Raw genomic sequence first — 19164 nt, forward strand, 5'->3', positions numbered from 1 at the left:
ATGATAGGTTAGGCGATTAAATGTATACAAAGACAATTTAAAAATATTAAAAATCAATAAAATAGGAGTAATCATGGACGATGTTAATGTTTACGGAGAAACAGGAATATTTATCATTAAAGAACAAATTTTCAGCAAAAATGGACTCCCGTCCATAGGACACTTCTCTCCTTCTGCTGTACAAATCCAGCGCTACGTCTACCAATTGCGTAAGGAACAAGAGGTTTTTTGGGAGGGGCGAAAGATCGACTATACACAGCTCGGCATTTGGGAAAAATTTAAGATACTGATGGGCAACGACTTGGTCAGTAGAGACAAACAAGGGGGCAGCACGCTCTATTCACTGGAGTTCGCCGGATTTGAAACAAGAATAACACCTCTGGATGGAGCAAAAGCACCCCTCCCCGAATTTTTAGGAAAATCCTATAAGATTAACGTACCCACACCTTACATTTATGGCCAAGATCCTATCCCAGAGATGAAGCTCTATGGCAGGAAAGACGTCTCATTCATTATGAGCAACGGTGGACAATCAGCCCCTACTGCAATGGCAAAATACAACAAGACGACCAAGAATCTGATAATGATTCGTACTGAACTAGAAATGAAAAATTTGATGTTATCCTTGAGCAGCGCCAAGGAGCTAAAAAAATGAAGAAAACGATGCTGTTCATTAGTCTGATAGTCATTTATGGTTTTATTGGTTATTTTCTGCACCTCCCAATGGCAAAGCTCTACTTTGCCGGGAAAACATTGTTTGTTTCTGACGTTGCAGCAACGGTCGTTACCCAGTTTAAGGCCGCCGGGATTTTCATTTTGTGCGGTGTCATCATCCTGACGCAGATCGTACTGACAAAAAAATCAAAATCCGTTAGACGATATGCCGTTATCTATAGCACTTGGGTGGGTATCCACTTCGTCTACCTTCTCGTCATCTTGATACTTAAGAGCAAGTTCCTAGAACCTCTCAACAAAATCCCGATGGATGCAATTGCTGTTGAACAGTTTAACCTTGCTGGCCCAGCGCTTATTTCTCTGGTTTTAACCTGTTCGTCGCTATGGCTCGTCAACAAGTCAGGACAATCAGCACGCAATGTCTAAACAACCGAGAATCCTGAATAGTCTACTCAACTGTTACAAAAAGACCTTCACCTACTCAGGTCGCGAAAGCCGTGGGCCTTATTCAATGCTGCTTTTGTGCCAGCACGTTTGGTTTCTGCTTTATCTCGCTGTTATCGCCAGCAAGATGAATGAGATTTCCATTTTCGCGCTTGCAGCGTTTTTGCTGCCTATGCTAGCGGCCAATGTGCGCCGTTTGCACGATGCGGGTTACTCCGGTGGTTGGTGCCTGACCTGGTTCTGCTTCACACCCTATGTGATGCTGATCTTCGCGCTGTTCCTTCCCGCAAAGAACCTCAACAACCCTTACGACGATCGCCCAAACCTGGCGTAAGCCCCCTCAACGGCCTGCTTCGGCGAGCCCTGTCAGGCGCCGCGATATTCTCTTTTCCCGCTTATTCGTATTTACTCAACAAGTCATATAAAAATTTGATGGGCGGCAATTCTTTTAATGCTGTATTTATATTTAGAGGGCAATGAAGAGCGTAAACTCACATCGTTAATGCGATATATCCCATCAAGGAGATGACCGTTATGGATTATCCTCGATACACCTCAACACGCGGCGAGGCGGGTCTCATCATCGCCGTCCCTTAGCGGCAGCGGGTTTGGCCGGCAAAGGCGCCCCATCGTTTTACGCCATAAAAATAGATGTTATGCACCTGCGCGATATTCGCCTGGGCGCCTGACGTTCGCCCTTCGTTAATGTTTCACGGCGCGCATTGCGCTTTTGGTTTTTATTTTTCAGCCGACGGGAAAGCTCATGGGAAATTACGCTTCACTCAGGAAAATAACCGCTACCTGGAGGTCAACATGCAACATATTATCGGCATTTCTTCTCGTCGGCTGAGGATATCGGCCCTTGCGCTGCTGCTCCCGGCGATGTCATGGGCGGCCGATACGGCGTCTGTCGCCGTAGGGCCGCAGTATGACACCACCCATGTCTACGTCGAACGCGGCAAGATGGATGCCTTTGTCGACAGCATCCTGAAAACCTTCGGCGGCACCAGCACCGAACGCGTGCTGGTCAACGTCACGCCCACGCCCAGCGAAACCTACTCCCAGCTGATACTGACGCCGGCCGGCAGCTTCTCGGTGTTCGATTTCAAAACGCCGATCCCGCATCCGTTTGGCGCTGAGCGCAACGGTTTTCTGGTCAGGGATATGGACGCCGCCATTCGGCAAGCCAAGGCCGCCGGCGCCGATGTGCAGGTCGAACCCTTCGACGATCCGATTGGCCGCGACGCGGTGATCCAGTGGCCCGGCGGCGTCAACATGCAGCTTTATTGGCACACCAAAGCGCCCAACTACAAGCCGCTGCTGAGCGTGCCGGAAAACCGCCTGTACCTCTCCGCCTATCGCGTCGACGACTTCCTGAACAGCTATCGGGCATTCTCGCACGCCAAGGTGGCGAGCGACGCGCAAGTCAGCGATGCGGCGATCGGCCGTAACGGCAACGGCAAGATCCGCCAGATCGAACTGGACTCCCGCTTCGGCAAAACGCGCATTTTCGTCACCGACGGACATCTGCCTTATCCGTTCGGCCATGAGCGCACCGGCTATGGCGTCGACGATCTGTCGGCCACGCTGGCCAAAGCGACGGCCAGCGGCGCGCAGGTGCTGTGGCATTCGACGGCGGCGGAACGCCGCGCCTCGGCGCTGGTGAGTTTCCCCGGCGGCTATATCGCCGAAATTCACCAGACGGCCAAATAAACCCAAGGCGCGCTGCGGCGCGCTTTTTACTTCGGATATCCATGATGAAACGCACGCTACCCGCACTGTTGCTGTTCTCCACGCTCCCCGCGCTGGCGGCGGAGCCCGCCGCTTCCCCCTGGAAAAACATCCCGTTGGGCGATGCGGCCACGTTGTCTTTCGACGGTTCACTGCGCGAGCGCTATGAATGGACGGATCAGCGGGATCTGAACAGCGGACGCGACGACACCTTCATGCAGCGCTTGCTGGTTGGCGCGCGCCTCGACTACGGCGACTATGTCGGCGCCTATGTGCAGGTGGGATCGTCGCTGGCCACGCCGCGCGACCTCGGGCGCAAGCCGACCGACGAAGATCATGCCTACCTCGGCCAGGGCTATGTGGATATGAAACTGCCCACCGCCTACGGCCTCGGCACCCTGCGGATCGGCCGCCAGGAGATTGCGCTGGGCTCGCTGCACCTGCTGGGCACCCGCGACGGCCCCAACGTGCGCCGCTCCTTCGACGCTATCCGCGCCAGTTGGGTCAAGGACAAAAACCGCCTCGACGCCTTTATCGGCCACCCCATTACGCTCAAAACCGGCAGTTTCGACGACGATACCGACAACAGCCAAAAGGTATGGGGGCTGTACGGCACCACACCGCTGACGCCGCTGGCTTCCTCGCTCGATCTTTATACCTTCGGCTTTGAAGATAACGACGCCCACTACGCGCAGCTCAGCGGGCAAGAGCGGCGCTACACCGTCGGCGCGCGCATTTTCGGCGCGGCGCAGGGCTTCGACTGGGACAATGAGGCCGCCTGGCAGTTCGGCAGCGCGGAACAGCGCGACATCCGCGCCTGGTCGGCGTCGGCGCACGCCGGCTATACGGCGAACGACTGGCGCTGGCGGCCGCGCTTTGGCGGCAAAATCGGTATCGCCAGCGGCGACAAAAACGGTCACGACGGGCAGCTCAATACCTTTAACGCCATGTATCCCAAGCTGCCCTACCTGACCGAGAACGGGCTGGTGGCGCCGGCGAACCTGATCGCCATCCATCCTTCGGTCACGATCACGCCGTGGCAAACCCTGTCCATCGACTTCAGCTGGGACGCGTTATGGCGGCAACGCCGCGAGGATGCCTTCTACCTCGGCCCGATGCGCCCGGTGAAAGGCAGCGCGCAGGGCCCGCGCTTTATCGGCAACCAGTACCAGGTCGAAACAACCTGGACGCCGAGAAGCGATCTCCAGTTCAAGGTGGCCTATGTCTACTTCGACGTCAGCAACAGCCTGCAGCACCATGCCGGGCTGAAAAACATGAACTTCGTCCTGGCGCAGGGCACCTACAGTTTTTAAGTATCAGGCAAGTTAATCGGTGTACGCGGGCGCCCTCAATAATCCCGTATCCGATTAATGACGACAGCCGGCGTGCGGCCGCCTCTATGCGTTACGGCAATGGCGGCTACTCACCGCATTTCACAGATAAAAAGCTGGAAAAGCAGAAAGATAAATCAGCGACGCAAACGCCGCGCGCCGATTACAGAGAAATATTAAATAAAGATTTAATTCCAACGAGTTATTTAAACACGTCTTTTACTCATATCTTATGTAAAAGATTCATATAAGAATAACTCATTAATAAAATAATTGTGTTTATACTGCTTTAACTCAATCACAGTGCACAATTAATTCCTCACCGTGATTAATGATAAGGATATATTCCGCTTGAACGCAATATTCAAGCCGGACCAAGGAGGCAAGCCAATGATATCACTTTAATTACCCCTGATTTTCAAACCTGTGTACGAGCATATAGAGCGTTAGGTGCAATATTGTCAACGTCCAAAGGAGTTTGATATGTCATTAGCGACCGATAAGATTTCCGATTATTTAACCCGTTATGAAAGAGGCGATCACGCGGGGAGCAGTAAACCGTCATATACCACGCAAGAGGTTTCAGATCTGCTGCTGAGGAGCCATTATTCCGCCAATGGCAAAGGCGTGACCGACCATGCGGCTACCTTGACCTACTCTTTCCCCGTCTATACGGGCAGCGACAAGACGGGCGCCGCGCAGCTTACCGCCGCCCAGCAAGCCCAAACCAAGCTTTCATTGCAATCCTGGTCGGATGTGGCCAACATCACGTTCACCGAGGTTAAAGGCAACGACGCGAAAAATGCAGATATAAAGTTTGGTTTTTATAAGGCGGCCAGCGGGGGCAATTACACCTCGTATGAAAGTACGCAGAGCAATCTAAAAAGCACCATTTGGATCAGCGGCAATAACGGCTACGACGCCTCCAATCCGCAAACCAATAATTACGCCAGGGATACACTCACCCATGAAATAGGGCATGCGTTGGGGCTTTCTCATCCCGGCAATTATGATGCGTCAAATGCCACCTACCCCACCTACGCCAACTCGGCGAAGTATTATGAAGACGACCATCAATATTCTTTGATGAGCTATTTTAACGAACAATACACCAGCGCTGACTATAAAGGCGTTTGGCCATCAGGGCCGCAGCTGGATGATATTACCGCCATACAGAAGCTTTACGGCGCGAATACCACCACGCGCACCGGCGATACCACCTATGGTTTCAACTCGAATACGGACCGAGACTTTTTGAGCGTTAAGGCGTCCACGGACAAAATCGTGGCGGCTATCTGGGATGCCGGCGGCAATGACACGCTGGATTTTTCAGGCTACAGCCAGGATCAGCGCATCAACATTAACGAAGGCGCATTCTCTGATGTCGGCGGCTTGAAGGCGAATATCGCCATCGCCTACGGCGCGCAGATTGAAAATATCATCGGCGGCAGCGGCGCCGACATTCTTGTGGGCAACGCGCTGAACAATACGTTAAAAGGCGGTGCAGGCAACGACATCATTTACGGTGCCGGCGGCGCCGATCAGCTCTGGGGCAATGCAGGCGCGGACACCTTCGTCTTCCGCGAAGCCGGCGACAGCCAAGCCGCCGCGCCGGATTGGATCCGCGATTTCCAGACGGCGGTGGATAAAATCGACCTGTCGTGGCTCAACCAGACGGCTAAGGCCGAAGGGAGCGAGTTGCACTTCGTGGATAGTTTAAGCGGCTCGTTGTATGAAGCGGCGCTGAATTATGACGCGCAGCAGAATGTCACCGATCTGGCCATCAATCTCTCCGGCAATCAATTGCCTGATTTCCTTGTCAAAATCGTTGGGCATGTCGACGCTTCCGCCGATATTCTCGTCTAGCCAAGGCAAACCCGCAGTCCGGCCTTCACGCCGGACTGTTTATCTCTCTCAGGCCTCACCCCGGCGTCTTTTTACATTGCCACAGCAATAAATCGCGCCGACGAGGTCACACCGCTTCCAGCTCCGCCGCCAGGGTGGCGACCAGCTCCGCCGCCGGCATCGGCCGCGCCAGGCCTACGCCCTGCCCGGCCCACAGCGACATAAACTCCGCGCGTCCGGCCTTGGCCGCCGCCTGGCGAATATCGCCGGTGAGCGCGTTCTGCACCGGATAAGGCAGGATCCGCGCCTCTTCCGCGCGCATCTGCCGCATGAAATCATTGACGATGCCGCGCGCCGGGCGGCCGCTGAAGGCGCGCGTCAGGCGCGTGCTGTCATCGCCGGCGTTGCGCAGCGCCGCTCGCCAGGCTTCGGCGATGCCCGACTCCGGGCTGCACAGAAACGCGGTGCCCAGCTGCGCCGCCTGCGCGCCCAGCAATTGTGCCGCCGCGATGCCGCGCCCGTTCATGATGCCGCCTGCGGCGATCGCCGGGATCTTCACCGCCGCCGCCACCTGCGGCAACAGGGCCATCAGGCCGACGCAGGACTGTTCGATATCGCCGAGGAAGGTCGGGCGATGCCCCCCCGCCTCCGCGCCCGAGACGCAGACGAAGTCGGCGCCCGCCTCTTCCCAGGCGCGGGCTTCCGCCACCGTGGTGGCGGTGCCGATCACCCGCGAGCCGGCCTTCTTGAACTGCGTGACCGTCGCGCGCGGCAGCACGCCGAAGGTGAAGCTGACCACCGGCGGCGCAGCCTCCAGCAGGGCCGCGATCTGGTCGCGGTTGTTTTCGGCGAATTGGGTTGGCATGGGCGGCTCGCTCAGCCCCAGCGCTTCACGGAACGGCCGCAGCAGGTGCTGGGCGCGCTTGAGCTCGGCGAGATCCGGGTGCTGCTCATCGAGCAGAAACAGGTTGATGTTGAACGGCGCGGCAGTCTGCGCGCGGATCTGCTGCACGCGCTCGAGGATCACCGCTGGGGAAAACAGCGCCGCCGCGCACGATCCCAGCGCCCCGGCGTTGCTCACCGCCACCGCCAGCGCCGGCGGCGACGCGCCGTTCATCGGCCCCTGAACGATCGGATAGCGCAGCCCAAGCTCGCGGGCAAAAGCAGAAGGTGCCGTCATCAATATGTCTCCCTGTGCTGACTACATTCGTCTTACGGCGGCCGCGCCGCCGAACCGACCAAAAGCATAGCACCTTCTCACCGCCTGGCCGTGCAGTTAATGCTTCACCTGACGCCGGTCGAGCGACAGGAAGTGATGCACCACCGGTTTCTCAGGGCCGATATGGAAACGCAGCGCCTCCTGCTGCAGATCGGCGTCGGCGTGCGATACCCGCTGGTGCTGCCGCAGATGCTCCGCCCAGGACTCCACCAGGAACCACTCCATGATGCATTCCGGATCGCCGGTGTGCTCGGTGATGCCCCAGGCGTAAGCGCCATCGCGGCGACGCGCCCGCTCCAGCATCAGCAGCGTACGCAAGAACTGCGGCCGATCCTGCTCGCGAATGCGGTACTCCACCTGAATCATCACCGGGCCGCGATCGTTCTCGACCGGCGTGTTAACCAACGGCTCCGGCCAATGGTTCGACGGCTGCAGATCGGCCTCGCCGGTCGGCAGACGCAGGCGGTGGAACAGCAGCCCCGCCGCCAACAGGCCGACGCCGCCGACCAGCAGCGTGGCAGCCACGCCCAGCTCCTGCGCCACCAGCCCCCACAACAGGCTGCCCGCCGCCATCGCGCCGTTGAACACCATCAGATAGATGGCCAGGCCGCGGCCGCGCACCCAGTTAGGCAGCACGCCCTGCGCCGCGCCGTTGAGCGTGGTCAGCGCAATGATCCAGCCGGCGCCCAGCACCAACAGCAGCACCACCGCCAGCCACTGCGGCGGCGCCAGCGACAAGGCCGCCATTACCGCCGCCGTCAGCACCGCCGCCAGCAACACCAGCCCGTCGGCGTTCAGCCGCTGGCGCAGGCGCGGCAGCACAATAGCCCCAAGGATCGCCCCGGCGCCCACCGCCCCCAGCAGGACGCCGTAAAAACCGGCGCTGCCGCCCAGCATGCGGCGCGCCACCAGCGGCAGCAGTGCCCAGACCGAGCTGGAGAAGGCGAAGAACACCGCAGCCCGCAGCAGCACCACGTGCAGCTCGCGGCTGGAACGGGCATAGCGCAGCCCGGCGCGGAAGGCGCCGAAGAAGTGTTCCGACAGGCCGCTGTCCTCAACCTTCGGCCGCTTCCACCACAGCAGCGCCGCGATCACCAGCACATAGCTCATCACGTCCGCGCCGTAGGCCGCGCCGGCGCCGAAGCTGGCCAGCAGCAAACCGCCGGCCGCCGGGCCGATGGAGCGGGCGATGTTGATGCCCAGCGAGTTCAGCGCCACGGCGTTTTTCAGCTCGGCGCGCGGCACCAGCTCCGGCACGATCGCCTGCCAGGTCGGCCCCATCAGCGCCGCGCCGATACCGCCGACGAAGGTCAGCGCCAGCAGGTATTCCACCGTCAGCGCGCCGGTCTGCGACAGCAGCAACAGGCTGCCGCTGACGCAGGCCAGCAGAATTTGCACGAAGATCAGAAAGCGTCGCCGATCGAGAATGTCCGACAGCACCCCGGCCGGGATGGCCAGCAGGAACACCGGCAGCGTGGCGGCGGTTTGCATCAACGCCACCGCCGAAGGGTTGCTCGACAGGTCGGTGATCAGCCACGAGCTGGCGACATCGCGCATAAAACTGCCGACGTTGCCGAGCACCGTGGCGCCCCACAGCACCGCAAATAATGGAATTTTCAGCGGCGCGAAGCCGCCCGCCGCCGCCTTGTTTTCCGTCTGTTCAGCCATCCGTTCGCTCCTTCAAATCGTTAAATGCCACCAGCAGCAGCGCGCCGGCCAGCCCGAGGTGTTCAAAAAATCCGTTCATCATCTGTCCGCGCTCCGCCCCGTCGAACTGCCAGAACGGATTGGCCATCAGCATCGCCATCAGGGTAAAACCGGCCAGCGCCAACGCGCCGAGCCAGCGATAAAAACCGCTTAGGATCAGCGCCGACGCCGCCAGTTCCAGCAGCGTCACCAGCACGGCGAACAGCGCCGCCGGCTGCAGGCCGAAGTGGGTCATCTCGGCGATGGCGCCCTCAACGTTCAGCGCCTTGACCAGCCCGCCCTGAATATAGGCGGCGCAGATCGCGAGCAGCAGCACCCAGCGCACCGCAGGCGCGTGCAGCCGCTGCGCGCAGCGGGCGGCGATAACAGTCAGGTTCATCGCGCCCCCTTAAAACGGTGAATTCTGGATGAAGGCCAGCAGATCGGCGTTGAAGCGATCGGGATCGGCCTGCGCCAAACCGTGAGAGCCGCCGGCGTAAACATTCAGCTCCGCCTGTTGCATAAGCTTAGCGGCTTTCAGCGCCGAGGCGCCGATCGGCACGATCTGATCGGCGTCGCCGTGCACCAGCAGCGTCGGCTTGTCGATCGCCAGCAGATCGGCAGTGTAATCCACTTCGGAGAACGCGCGCACGCAGTCGTACTGCCCTTTCACGCCGCCCTGCATGCCCATCAGCCAGAAGCTGTCGATCAGCCCCGCGTTGCTCTCCACCTCGTCGCACTGGAAGCCATAGAACGGCACCGCCAGCTCTTTGAAGAACTGCGAGCGGTTGCCCGCCACGCCGCTGCGAATGCCGTCAAACGCCGCCATCGGCGTGCCCTCTGGGTTGACCGGCGTCTGCAGCATCAGCGGCGGCACGGCGCCGACCAGCACCACTTTCGCCACCCGATCGCTGCCGTGACGGCCGATGTAGCGCGCCACTTCGCCGCCGCCGGTGGAATGGCCGACCAGGATCAGATCGCGCAGATCCAGCGTTTCGATCAGCAGGGCCAGATCGTCGGCGTATTGGTTGATGTCGTTGCCGTGCCAGGTTTGATCAGAACGGCCGTGGCCGCGGCGATCGTGGGCGATCACGCGGAATCCGCTCTGGCCGAAAAACAGCATTTGGTTGTCCCAGGCATCGCGGACAGCGGCCAACCGTGCGAGAACAGGATCGGCTGGCCGCGGCCCCAATCCTTATAGAAAATGCGTGCGCCATCGGGCGCGGTAAGAGTGCTCATGACGTGTTCCCCGCTCGGTATCGAATTGGATTTTGAACGGGTTAACAGTACGGCAGGCGCAAAGGCAGTGATAACGGAATAATTTTCGCATGATCGCGAGTTTTTTTGCTGAAGAGGCCGGCGCAGCCGCCGGCTCTGGAAGACAGGGAAACGAGGCCGCTTAACGGCTGTGGTGGTGCTGCAGCCGTTCGCTGCGGTAGGCGCTCAGCAAGCACCAGCCGAGGGCGATCAGCGCCAGCGGCGCGGCGACGAAGCCGATGTTGCCCATGCCCAGATGCAGGCTCACCTGGTTGCCCAGCAGCGCGCCGCTGCCGATGCCGAAGTTGTACAGGCCGGAGAAGATCGCCATCGCCACGTCGGTGGCGTCCGGCGCCAGGCTCAAGACTCTGGCCTGCATCGACAGGCCGATCGCCATGATCGCCATGCCCCAAAAGATGCACAGCACCGTCAGATGGCTTTCGCTGCCGGCGGCCGGCAACAGCAGCAGCAGGCTCAAGGCCAGCAGCGTAATGGCGCCGATAAAGAAGCCGGAAGGAAAACGCTCGCTGTAGCGGCTGAACAGCAGGCTGCCGACGATGCCGGCGGCGCCGAACAGCAACAGCATCAGCGTGGTGAAGTTCTCCGACAGCCCGGCCACGGTCTGGATAAACGGCTCGATGTAGCTGTAGGCGGTGAAGTGCGCCGTCACCACAATGATGGTCAGCATGTACAGTGCCATCAGCGCCGGGCGCTTGAACAGCAGCGGCACGCTGGCCAGCGAACCGGAGTGCTCGCTTTTCAGCACCGGCAACAGGCGCCACAGCAGCACCAGCGCCAGGGTGGCGCACACCGCGATGCCGATAAAGGTCATGCGCCAGCCGAGCAACTGCCCGACCACGCGCCCGAGCGGCAACCCGAGCACCATCGCCAGCGCGGTGCCGCCCGCCAGCAGGCTCAGCGCCTGGGCTTTCTTGCCCGGCGGCGCCACGCGGATCGCCAGCGAGGCGGTGATCGACCAGAACACCGAGTGCGCCAGCGCCACGCCGGCGCGCGAGATAACCAGCGTGGTAAAGTTCCAGGCCACGGCGGTCAGTATGTGGCTGGCGATAAACAGCATGAACACGCCGATCAACAGTTTGCGGCGCTCGATCTTGCTGGTCAGCAGCATGCACGCCAGCGAGGCGGCGGCGACGATCCAGGCGTAAATGGTAATGATCAAGCCGACCTGTTCGGTTTGCATCGAAAAGCTGGCGGCGATATCGCTCAGCAGACCGACCGGAATAAACTCGGTGGTGTTGAAAATAAAGGCCGAGACGGCGAGGATGACCACGCGCAACCAGGCGGTTGAGCGGGAAACGGGAGCGTGTTCCATGGTAAAAAAAATCCGGACAGGTGCGGGCAAGTCGCGATATTTTAACCAACCGGCCCGCTAAATGCGATACGCGTCACATTTTAATTGTGTGGTTTTTTTCACCGCCCATCGACACGCTCACCGACGCACGGTTGCCAAAATGCTGTGCTAATCTATTGAAGCGTACCAATTTTTCCTGCCGCGCTTCCCCGGCCGCCCACGCGCCGCGCCGAAGACCCGCGCAGTGTCCCTTTGGCGTTTCCTGAGGCGAGGTCATTATGATGTCCGCGATTTATGATTGGTCCGTACTTGCCCTGCGCAATGTTTACGATCGCCGCATCCAGGGCCAGCCGGTGCTCGACAGCGCGGCCCTCTTCCCCGACGCCGAACGCTTTACCGCCCAATGGCGGCAGATCCGCGAAGAGGCGCTGACGGTCGCCCACGATCTGCACAATATCCCGCGCTTCCACGAGATCATGAGCCAGCAGGCGTCCATCTCCGCCAACGACGCGCGCGACTGGCGCATGTTCATCATGAAGGCCTATGGCCAGCCCATCCCCCGCAACCTGGCACGCTGCCCGACGCTGGCGGCGCAGATCGCCTCCTCGCCGGACGTGCTGTCCGCGTCGCTCTCCTTCCTGGCGCCCGGCAAACAGGTGCCGCCCCATCGCGGCCCGTTCCGCGGCATTCTGCGCGGCTATCTGGTGCTGGACATGCCCAAACGCGCCGACGGCGCGCCGGCGGCGGTGCTGAAGGTGGACGGCCGCGAATATCGGCTGCACGAGGGGGAGTTCATGCTGTGGGACGATACCTTCGAGCACGAGGTATGGAACGACAGCCCGCAGGTGCGCACCGTGCTGCTGCTGGATATTCGCCGCCGCGACATGCCCGGCGGGCTGCGGCTGCTCTCCAGCGCCATCATCGCGCTGGTGCGGCTGAACGTGCGCTGGATGCAGCGCCAGTTTTGACTGCGGCGCACAGGCGATTAACCGCCCTGAGAAGCCAGCCACTGGCCGGCGGTAGTGACGGCCATGCCCTGGCGCACATTGAAGGTGTTCGCCTTATCCCAGGCCACGCCGTCGGGTCGGGCGAAAGCCAGCCGGTATTTCGCGCCGACGTCATGCGGATGATTCCGCACCTCCGCCTGCAGCCTCTCTTTGTCCAACAGGACTCTGTTGACCTCCACGCCCCAGTGCGCCTGCATAAGATCGGCAAGCTCACGGTAGGTCAGCGTGTCCCCGGCGATATAGACCACCTGGTTGCGAAACGCGGGCCGATGGAAAAAAATCGCGGCCGTCAGCCGGCCAATGTCCTCGGGAGTGGTCAGCGTCACCGCATACTGCCAATCGCCCAGCGCGCGCACGGTTTTGCGTTCCGCATCCACCACGCCAAAACCCGAGTCAAACAGGTAGCTGGTGAAAATGCCCGTGGAAACAATCACCCACTCCGTTGCGCTCTGCGCGCGCAGCAGGTGACGCACCTCGAGCTGTTCATCCCACACCGGCTGCCCGCTGCCTTTACCGACGACATCGTAGTCCACGCCGAACTGCCACGGGAAGTAGCGCGCCACGCCGGCCTGCAAAACGGCCTGGGTGATCTTTATCTGCGTGCCCGCCCCGCCAACGAAGCCGCTGCAGTTGATTACCGCATCAAAGCCACGCAGCAGCACGCTCAGCGCATCCACCCCGCTTTGCTGCAGATCGCCTTCCACCACGGCGATCCCGAACCGCGCCAGCTCATCCCGCCGCGCCCGGAGCGGGCCGCTCACGGCGCGGGCGGCCTCCGGCCGGAGCAGTACGCTGATTTTTAAAGATGGAGATAACCGAGCCTGCCGGCTCATCGCTCGCAGTACCGGCAGCCCCAGTTCGCCGGCGCCGAGTATGAGCACGGTATTGATGGATGGATTTGTGGATTTCATGCTTGCCTCCTGTCTTGACACTGCGTCATCCTGACAGCTGACAAAAACGGGTTCAATTAGGTACACGCGTGATACCGGGGAGGAATATGACGAGCGATCGGGAAGCGCTGCTGCAATTTTCGCAAGCGTTCTGTGAAGCATTGAGCAACGACGATGAAGGATTGAAGCGCGAGATCCTCGCGCATGCGGGCAACCGTTGGTCGCTGGGCGTATTGCATCTCCTGGGCACCCACGGGCCGCTGCGCCACGGCGAACTAGGCCGCCAATTAGCGGGCGTGACGCAGAGAATGCTGACGCGGACGCTGCGCCATCTCGAGCGGGATGGGTTGATATCGCGCTGCGATTATCAGGAAAAACTGCCCCGCGTGGTTTACACCATCACCGAGGCGGGGGAAGAAATGCTGCTCAACATGCTGCCGCTCTGGTCGTGGATTATCTCCTCCGCCGACGCCTTCAGGGCAGCCCGCTCGCAGTACGATGGCCAAGAGCGCGACGCCGAAAAATGAACGCGGGCTTCCCTGCCCGCAGGCGGCTGTCAGCCGCCGCCCAGATACGCCTTTCTCACCTGCGGATCGTTCAACAGTTCTTCCCCGCTGCCGGTGAGGCGGATCTGGCCGTTGACCATCACATAGCCGCGATCGGACAGTTTCAGCGCATGGTTGGCGTTCTGCTCCACCAGAAACAGCGTCATGCCGCTGCGGGTCAGTTCGCGCAGCACCCCGAAGATCTGCCGCACCACGATCGGCGCCAGCCCCAGGCTCGGCTCGTCCAGCAGCAACAGCTTCGGCCGGCTCATCAGCGCGCGGGCGATCGCCAGCATCTGCTGTTCGCCGCCGGACATGGTCATCGCCCGCTGGTTGCGCCGCTCTTTCAGGCGCGGAAACAGCTCGAACATGCGCGGCAAATCCTCTTCCAGGTAGCGATTGCCGACGGTGATGGTGCCCATCAGCAGGTTCTCCTCCACGCTCATGTCCGGAAAGATGCGCCGCCCCTCCGGCGCCTGCGCGATGCCGCTGCTGGCAACAAAGTGCGTGGAGCGGCGGCTGATGTCCTCGCCGCGAAACAGGATCTGCCCGCCGGCGATACGCGGCTGACCGAAGATCGACATCAACAGCGTGGACTTGCCCGCGCCGTTGGCGCCGATCAGCGCCACCGTCTCCCCGGCGTTCACCTGCAGCGACACCTGGCGCAGCGCCTGGATCGGCCCGTAAAACACATCGACCTCGCGAAATTCCAACATCGCTTCGCTCATCCCGCCAGCTCCTCTTCGTCCGCGCCCAGGTAAGCGGCGATCACCGCCTCGTTGTGCTGAATCTCTTGCGGCGTGCCGCGGGCGATCACATCGCCGTGATCGAGCACGATCACCCGATCGGAGATCTCCATTACCATGCCCATGTCATGCTCGATCAGCAGCACCGTGATGCCGTGATCCCGGCGCAGGAAGCGGATGATGCGGCTCAGCGCGGCCGTCTCCACCGGGTTCAGCCCGGCGGCCGGTTCGTCGAGGCAGATCATCTCCGGCGCGGTGCACATGGCGCGCGCGATCTCCAGCCGCCGCTGCTGGCCGTAGGACATCTCCCCCGCCAGCCGGTTGGCGCAGTCCGCCAGATCCACCACCTCCAGCCAGTAGAAGGCGTGATCGAGCGCGGCGCTTTCCGCCCGGCGGTAGCCCGGCGTATTCAGCACCCCGGCGATCAGATTGCGGTTGCTCTGCATGTGCTGCGCCACCAGCAGGTTCTCCACCACCGACATTTCGCGGAACAGGCGGATATTCTGGAAGGTGCGCGCCAGCCCGGCGCGGTTGACCAGGTGGGTGCCGCCGAACATCTTGTAATAGAGGCGCGAACCGAGCCGCTTCGGGCGTATCCAGTCGCCGGCGCGGAACTTCTGCCCCAGCACCTGGATCACATCGGTCGGCCGCTTGTGGGTATTGAGCAGGATCGCGCCGCCGGTGGCGCGATAGAAACCGGTCAGGCAGTTGAACACCGTGGTCTTGCCGGCGCCGTTGGGGCCGATCAGGGCGGTGATGGAACCGCGCTCCACCTCCAGATTGACGTCGTTCAGCGCCTTGATGCCGCCAAAGCGCATCATCAGGTGTTCCACCCGCAAAATGGCGTCGCTCATGGCGCCACCCCCTTGCGTTCCGCAAAGCTGGCGCGGCTGATGCGCACCAGCCCGCGCGGCCGCCAGATCATCATCGCCACCATCAGCACGCCAAACAGCAGCACCCGGTATTCAGCGAAGCTGCGCAGCAGCTCCGGCGCCACCGTCAGCACAAAGGCCGCCAGCACCACGCCGAGGGTGGAGCCCATGCCGCCCAGCACCACGATCGCCAGGATCAGAGCCGACTCGAAGAAGGTGAACGAAGTCGGGTTGACGAACCCCTGGTAAGTGGCGAAAAACACCCCCGCCAGCCCGGCGGTGGAGGCGCCCAGCATAAACGCCGACAGCTTCACCAGCACGTGGTTCAGCCCGAGGGAGCGGCAGGCGATCTCGTCCTCGCGCAGCGCCTCCCAGGCGCGGCCGATCGGCATGCGCGTCAGCCGGTGCTTGATGTACAGCACCAGCAGCACCACCAAAAACAGCATCGCGTAGATGAAGATGAACTTGAGATTAGGATTGTAATCGATGCCGAGAAACTCGTGGATCGGCACCCCGCCGTCTTTAGCGCGCCGGCCGAACTCCAGGCCGAACACTGTCGGCGCCGGCACCGAAATGCCGTTCGGCCCGCCGGTGAGCGACATCCAGTTGTTCAGCACCAGCCGGATGATCTCGCCGAACCCGAGCGTGACGATGGCGAGATAGTCGCCGTGCATGCGCAGCACCGGAAAGCCCAGCAGCGCGCCTGCCAACGCCGCCATCAGCGCCCCGAGCGGCAGCATCGCCCAAAAACCGAGCCCGAGATACTGGTAGCCCAACGCCAGCCCGTAGGCGCCGATGGCGTAAAACGCCACGTACCCCAGATCGAGCAGCCCCGCCAACCCGACCACAATGTTCAGCCCCAGTCCGAGCAGCACGTAGATCAGGCCGAGGATCGCCACCGTCAGCAGGTATTTGGTGGCGACGAACGGGAACAGCAGCGCGATCGCCGCCATCAGCGGCAGGAACCAGCGCAGATTGGATTTATAGCCCAGCGGACGTACGTACACGCCGTCGTTGCCGCCGTCGAAGCGCGCCAGCACCTTGCGGCCCGGCGCGGTTTGCAGGAACAGGCTCAGCAGCAGCCGCCCGGCCATCACCGCGACGATGATCCACACCAGCCGGTGCGGCTCGAAGTTAAAGCTGTAGCCGTTCAGCACGATGCCGACGATCGGCCCGAACACGATCAGGGCGATCAGCCCGGCCAAAACGGCATCCAGCAGGCTGCGTTTGACGTTCAGCCCGCCGTTGATTACGGATTGCGACATGGCGTTCTCCTTAAACCTTGGCGACCAGCGGCCGGCCGAGCAGGCCCTGCGGGCGGAAGATCAGGATCGCCACCAGCAACCCGAAGGAGAACACGTCCTTGTAATCCGAATTCACCATGCCGGCGAACTGCGCCTCCGCCACGCCGAGCAGCAGCCCGCCCAGCATCGCGCCCGGCAGCGAGCCGATGCCGCCCAACACCGCGGCGGTGAAGGCCTTGATGCCGATGATAAAGCCGACGTAAAAATCGAAGGTGCCGTAGTTCATGGTGATCAGCACTCCGGCCAGCCCGGCCATGGCGGCGCCGATCACGAACACCAGCGAGATCACCCGATCGGTATTGATGCCGAGAATCGAAGCCATTTTGCGATCCTGCTGGGTGGCGCGGCAGATGCGCCCCAGCCGGGTGCGCTGAATGATGTAGGTGAGGATCGCCATGCCGAGCAGCGACGCCACCAGAATGAACACCTTGGTGTAGGTGATCTGCACCACGCCGCCGTCGAATTCCAGGCGGAACACGCCGCTCAGCAGCGTCGGGATGCCCTGCTGGCGCGGCCCTTGGCTTATCTGCGCATAGTTTTGCAGGATTAACGACATGCCGATGGCGGAGATCAGCGGCGCCAGGCGGGTGGAGTTGCGCAGCGGCCTGTAGGCGATGCGCTCGATCACCCAGCCGTACACCCCGGTGATGACGATGGTGAATACCAGCGTGCCGAGGATCAGCAGCGGGAACGATTGCAGCCCGAAGAACGACAGCAGCGCCAGACCGATGGCGCACAGGTAGGCGGAGATCATGTACACCTCGCCGTGGGCGAAGTTGATCATGCCGATGATGCCGTAAACCATGGTGTAGCCGATGGCGATCAGGCCATACACCGCGCCGAGGGTCAGGCCGTTGATCAGCTGTTGCAGAAAGAATACATCCATAATGAGCAGTCTCGCCTGGTAAGGCCGCCAACGCAGTCCGACGCGGCCCAAAGGTAGTCGCGGAACGGGCGCGCCAAGGCGGCGGCCCGTCGGTCATAGGGTCACACCCTCAATGTTCGGCCGTTTACAGTTGGTGATATTTGCCCTTGTCATCCCATTGATAGACCACGTAATCCGAGACCTTCAGATCGCCCTTCTGATCCCAGGCTTTTTTACCCATCACGGTGTCAACATCGTGCGACTTCAGCCATTCGGCGGCCTTGGCGCTGTCTTTGCCGCCGGTGGCGTTGAAGGCGGCGGCGATCGCCTGGATCGAAGCGTAGGAGTAAAGGGTGTACCCTTCCGGCTCAAAGCCGCTGGCGCGGAACTTGGCGATCACCGCCTTGCCTTCCGCGATCTGGCGCGGATCGTTGCCGAAGGTCATCAGCACGCCGTTGGTGTACTGCGGCCCGCCGGCGGCGGTCACCAGCTCTTCGGTCACCACGCAGTCGCCGGAGAAGAACTTGGCGGTCACGCCCTGCTCGCGCATCTGGCGCACCAGCGGCCCGGCTTCGGGATGGCAACCGCCGAAGTAGACCACGTCCGGCTTGACCGAGGCGATCTTGGTCACCAGGGCGTTGAAGTCTTTCTCGCCGCGCGACAGCCCCTCATACAGCACCTCTTTAACCCCGCGCTTGTTCATTGCCGCCTTGGCGGCGTCCGCCAGCCCCTGGCCGTAGGTGTCTTTATCGTGGATCACCGCGATGCGTTTGGCCTTCAGGGTATCCAGCATGTAGTTGGTGGCGATCACCCCCTGCTGATCGTCGCGCCCGCACATGCGGAACATGGTCTTCATGCCGCGCTCGGTGATCTGCGGGTTGGTGGAGCCGGGGGTAATGGCGATGATGCCGGCCTCGTCATACACCTCGGAGGCGGGCATGGTGGATGAGGAACAGAAGTGGCCGACCACCGCCGACACCTTGTCCTGATCCACCAGCCGGTTAGCAACCGCGACCGCCTGTTTCGGTTCACAGGCGTCATCCCCCTGCACCAGTTTGATTTTTTCCCCTTTGATCCCGCCGGCGGCGTTGATGTCCGCCGCCGCCTGCGAAGCCCCGCGCCAATACTGATCGCCATAGGTGGCGTTCGGCCCGGAGAACGGCCCAGCGACGCCGATGACGATATCGGCCTGCGCGGAAAACGCCGTACCTAAACAACCGATGAGCAAAGCAGCGAGCGGACTTTTTATCAATTTCGATGACATTGTTATCTTCCTCAGCACTGTTGTAGCGAAACGCCCCGGGGCGCGGATCAGTCACTTTATGTGTAGACGGGGAAAATAATTTTCTTGAGAGCGCAGTCGCATTCCCCAAAAATGGGTAAGCAAAAATCCAGCCATTGTGACGACGAATACATATTGTTTGCTTATTCATCC

18 protein-coding genes and 1 pseudogene are annotated in these 19164 nt (G+C 61.0%); 8 read left to right on the forward strand and 11 right to left on the reverse strand.

Features of this window, described 5'->3' with window-relative positions:
- The first annotated feature begins 73 nt into the window (after positions 1 to 73).
- From ACMGG9_RS15255 to ACMGG9_RS15280, 6 genes are all read left to right on the forward strand, one after another.
- On the forward strand, positions 74 to 655 hold the full coding sequence (locus ACMGG9_RS15255; RefSeq protein ID WP_147838511.1) for a hypothetical protein: 582 nt from the start codon (positions 74 to 76) through the stop codon (positions 653 to 655).
- On the forward strand, positions 652 to 1101 hold the full coding sequence (locus tag ACMGG9_RS15260) for a hypothetical protein (RefSeq protein WP_089192004.1): 450 nt from the start codon (positions 652 to 654) through the stop codon (positions 1099 to 1101). Before ACMGG9_RS15255 ends, ACMGG9_RS15260 begins: the two co-directional genes overlap by 4 nt.
- On the forward strand, positions 1094 to 1453 hold the full coding sequence (locus ACMGG9_RS15265) for a DUF805 domain-containing protein (protein WP_046896410.1): 360 nt from the start codon (positions 1094 to 1096) through the stop codon (positions 1451 to 1453). The genes ACMGG9_RS15260 and ACMGG9_RS15265 overlap by 8 nt, the downstream gene beginning before the upstream one ends.
- Positions 1454 to 1932: 479 nt before the next feature.
- The gene (locus ACMGG9_RS15270) at positions 1933 to 2832 is read left to right on the forward strand and encodes a VOC family protein (RefSeq protein ID WP_162997205.1); all 900 of its coding nucleotides are present in this window, start codon (positions 1933 to 1935) and stop codon (positions 2830 to 2832) included.
- A 41-nt stretch (positions 2833 to 2873) separates the two neighbouring features.
- Positions 2874 to 4163 (forward strand): alginate export family protein, encoded by a 1290-nt coding sequence (locus ACMGG9_RS15275; protein WP_147879952.1) that lies wholly within the window; start codon positions 2874 to 2876, stop codon positions 4161 to 4163.
- Positions 4164 to 4664: 501 nt separating this feature from the next.
- Positions 4665 to 6047 (forward strand): serralysin family metalloprotease, encoded by a 1383-nt coding sequence (locus ACMGG9_RS15280; RefSeq protein WP_033643741.1) that lies wholly within the window; start codon positions 4665 to 4667, stop codon positions 6045 to 6047.
- A 106-nt stretch (positions 6048 to 6153) separates the two neighbouring features.
- Here ACMGG9_RS15280 and ACMGG9_RS15285 read toward each other — a convergent pair whose 3' ends face one another.
- The 5 genes and pseudogenes from ACMGG9_RS15285 to ACMGG9_RS15305 form a co-directional block, all read right to left on the reverse strand.
- Positions 6154 to 7206, reverse strand: a complete 1053-nt coding sequence (locus ACMGG9_RS15285; RefSeq protein ID WP_414161535.1) for an NAD(P)H-dependent flavin oxidoreductase — start codon at positions 7204 to 7206, stop codon at positions 6154 to 6156.
- Between the two features lie 96 nt (positions 7207 to 7302).
- Positions 7303 to 8913, reverse strand: coding sequence for an MFS transporter (locus ACMGG9_RS15290; RefSeq protein WP_033643743.1), 1611 nt, complete (start codon positions 8911 to 8913; stop codon positions 7303 to 7305).
- Positions 8906 to 9331, reverse strand: a complete 426-nt coding sequence (locus tag ACMGG9_RS15295; protein WP_047025359.1) for a DoxX family protein — start codon at positions 9329 to 9331, stop codon at positions 8906 to 8908. Before ACMGG9_RS15295 ends, ACMGG9_RS15290 begins: the two co-directional genes overlap by 8 nt.
- A gap of 9 nt (positions 9332 to 9340) precedes the next feature.
- Positions 9341 to 10170: pseudogene (locus tag ACMGG9_RS15300) on the reverse strand (alpha/beta fold hydrolase).
- A 160-nt stretch (positions 10171 to 10330) separates the two neighbouring features.
- The gene (locus ACMGG9_RS15305; RefSeq protein ID WP_046687439.1) at positions 10331 to 11521 is read right to left on the reverse strand and encodes a sugar transporter; all 1191 of its coding nucleotides are present in this window, start codon (positions 11519 to 11521) and stop codon (positions 10331 to 10333) included.
- A 260-nt stretch (positions 11522 to 11781) separates the two neighbouring features.
- On the opposite strand from ACMGG9_RS15305, the gene ACMGG9_RS15310 reads away from it, so the two are divergent.
- Positions 11782 to 12468: an aspartyl/asparaginyl beta-hydroxylase domain-containing protein gene (locus tag ACMGG9_RS15310; protein WP_414162276.1), complete on the forward strand. Its 687-nt coding sequence runs from the start codon at positions 11782 to 11784 to the stop codon at positions 12466 to 12468.
- 17 nt (positions 12469 to 12485) lie between these two features.
- On the opposite strand, the gene ACMGG9_RS15315 is transcribed toward ACMGG9_RS15310, so the two are convergent.
- Positions 12486 to 13418, reverse strand: a complete 933-nt coding sequence (locus ACMGG9_RS15315) for an aromatic alcohol reductase (protein WP_414161536.1) — start codon at positions 13416 to 13418, stop codon at positions 12486 to 12488.
- 86 nt (positions 13419 to 13504) lie between these two features.
- Between ACMGG9_RS15315 and ACMGG9_RS15320 the strand changes: the two genes are divergently transcribed.
- Complete coding sequence (locus ACMGG9_RS15320) at positions 13505 to 13924, forward strand: winged helix-turn-helix transcriptional regulator (RefSeq protein ID WP_033651871.1); 420 nt, start codon at positions 13505 to 13507, stop codon at positions 13922 to 13924.
- A gap of 29 nt (positions 13925 to 13953) precedes the next feature.
- Here the strand turns inward: ACMGG9_RS15320 and ACMGG9_RS15325 are convergent, their stop codons facing one another.
- The 5 genes from ACMGG9_RS15325 to ACMGG9_RS15345 all read right to left on the reverse strand — a co-directional run bounded on the left by ACMGG9_RS15325 (position 13954) and on the right by ACMGG9_RS15345 (position 18993).
- Positions 13954 to 14670, reverse strand: a complete 717-nt coding sequence (locus ACMGG9_RS15325; RefSeq protein ID WP_033651872.1) for an ABC transporter ATP-binding protein — start codon at positions 14668 to 14670, stop codon at positions 13954 to 13956.
- Positions 14667 to 15542 (reverse strand): ABC transporter ATP-binding protein, encoded by an 876-nt coding sequence (locus ACMGG9_RS15330; RefSeq protein WP_033651873.1) that lies wholly within the window; start codon positions 15540 to 15542, stop codon positions 14667 to 14669. The genes ACMGG9_RS15325 and ACMGG9_RS15330 overlap by 4 nt, the downstream gene beginning before the upstream one ends.
- On the reverse strand, positions 15539 to 16825 hold the full coding sequence (livM, locus tag ACMGG9_RS15335) for a high-affinity branched-chain amino acid ABC transporter permease LivM (RefSeq protein ID WP_033643751.1): 1287 nt from the start codon (positions 16823 to 16825) through the stop codon (positions 15539 to 15541). The genes ACMGG9_RS15330 and livM overlap by 4 nt, the downstream gene beginning before the upstream one ends.
- A gap of 10 nt (positions 16826 to 16835) precedes the next feature.
- Positions 16836 to 17750: an ABC transporter permease subunit gene (locus ACMGG9_RS15340; protein WP_033643752.1), complete on the reverse strand. Its 915-nt coding sequence runs from the start codon at positions 17748 to 17750 to the stop codon at positions 16836 to 16838.
- Between the two features lie 124 nt (positions 17751 to 17874).
- Positions 17875 to 18993, reverse strand: coding sequence for a branched-chain amino acid ABC transporter substrate-binding protein (locus tag ACMGG9_RS15345; protein WP_016927040.1), 1119 nt, complete (start codon positions 18991 to 18993; stop codon positions 17875 to 17877).
- Between the last annotated feature and the right edge of the window lie 171 nt (positions 18994 to 19164).

Source organism: Serratia sp. BNK-10 (assembly GCF_047456065.1).
Lineage (GTDB): Bacteria > Pseudomonadota > Gammaproteobacteria > Enterobacterales > Enterobacteriaceae > Serratia > Serratia ureilytica.

What these genes read in the sequence shown, in the direction of transcription:
- ACMGG9_RS15345 (WP_016927040.1), bottom strand. Translation starts at nt 18,993, where the DNA reads ATGTCATCGAAATTGATAAAAAGTCCGCTCGCTGCTTTGCTCATCGGT.
- ACMGG9_RS15325 (WP_033651872.1), bottom strand. Translation starts at nt 14,670, where the DNA reads ATGAGCGAAGCGATGTTGGAATTTCGCGAGGTCGATGTGTTTTACGGG.
- ACMGG9_RS15290 (WP_033643743.1), bottom strand. Translation starts at nt 8,913, where the DNA reads ATGGCTGAACAGACGGAAAACAAGGCGGCGGCGGGCGGCTTCGCGCCG.
- ACMGG9_RS15305 (WP_046687439.1), bottom strand. Translation starts at nt 11,521, where the DNA reads ATGGAACACGCTCCCGTTTCCCGCTCAACCGCCTGGTTGCGCGTGGTC.
- ACMGG9_RS15255 (WP_147838511.1), top strand. Translation starts at nt 74, where the DNA reads ATGGACGATGTTAATGTTTACGGAGAAACAGGAATATTTATCATTAAA.
- ACMGG9_RS15280 (WP_033643741.1), top strand. Translation starts at nt 4,665, where the DNA reads ATGTCATTAGCGACCGATAAGATTTCCGATTATTTAACCCGTTATGAA.
- ACMGG9_RS15320 (WP_033651871.1), top strand. Translation starts at nt 13,505, where the DNA reads ATGACGAGCGATCGGGAAGCGCTGCTGCAATTTTCGCAAGCGTTCTGT.
- ACMGG9_RS15270 (WP_162997205.1), top strand. Translation starts at nt 1,933, where the DNA reads ATGCAACATATTATCGGCATTTCTTCTCGTCGGCTGAGGATATCGGCC.
- ACMGG9_RS15310 (WP_414162276.1), top strand. Translation starts at nt 11,782, where the DNA reads ATGTCCGCGATTTATGATTGGTCCGTACTTGCCCTGCGCAATGTTTAC.
- ACMGG9_RS15275 (WP_147879952.1), top strand. Translation starts at nt 2,874, where the DNA reads ATGATGAAACGCACGCTACCCGCACTGTTGCTGTTCTCCACGCTCCCC.
- livM (WP_033643751.1), bottom strand. Translation starts at nt 16,825, where the DNA reads ATGTCGCAATCCGTAATCAACGGCGGGCTGAACGTCAAACGCAGCCTG.
- ACMGG9_RS15295 (WP_047025359.1), bottom strand. Translation starts at nt 9,331, where the DNA reads ATGAACCTGACTGTTATCGCCGCCCGCTGCGCGCAGCGGCTGCACGCG.
- ACMGG9_RS15285 (WP_414161535.1), bottom strand. Translation starts at nt 7,206, where the DNA reads ATGACGGCACCTTCTGCTTTTGCCCGCGAGCTTGGGCTGCGCTATCCG.
- ACMGG9_RS15315 (WP_414161536.1), bottom strand. Translation starts at nt 13,418, where the DNA reads ATGAAATCCACAAATCCATCCATCAATACCGTGCTCATACTCGGCGCC.
- ACMGG9_RS15265 (WP_046896410.1), top strand. Translation starts at nt 1,094, where the DNA reads ATGTCTAAACAACCGAGAATCCTGAATAGTCTACTCAACTGTTACAAA.
- ACMGG9_RS15260 (WP_089192004.1), top strand. Translation starts at nt 652, where the DNA reads ATGAAGAAAACGATGCTGTTCATTAGTCTGATAGTCATTTATGGTTTT.
- ACMGG9_RS15340 (WP_033643752.1), bottom strand. Translation starts at nt 17,750, where the DNA reads ATGGATGTATTCTTTCTGCAACAGCTGATCAACGGCCTGACCCTCGGC.
- ACMGG9_RS15330 (WP_033651873.1), bottom strand. Translation starts at nt 15,542, where the DNA reads ATGAGCGACGCCATTTTGCGGGTGGAACACCTGATGATGCGCTTTGGC.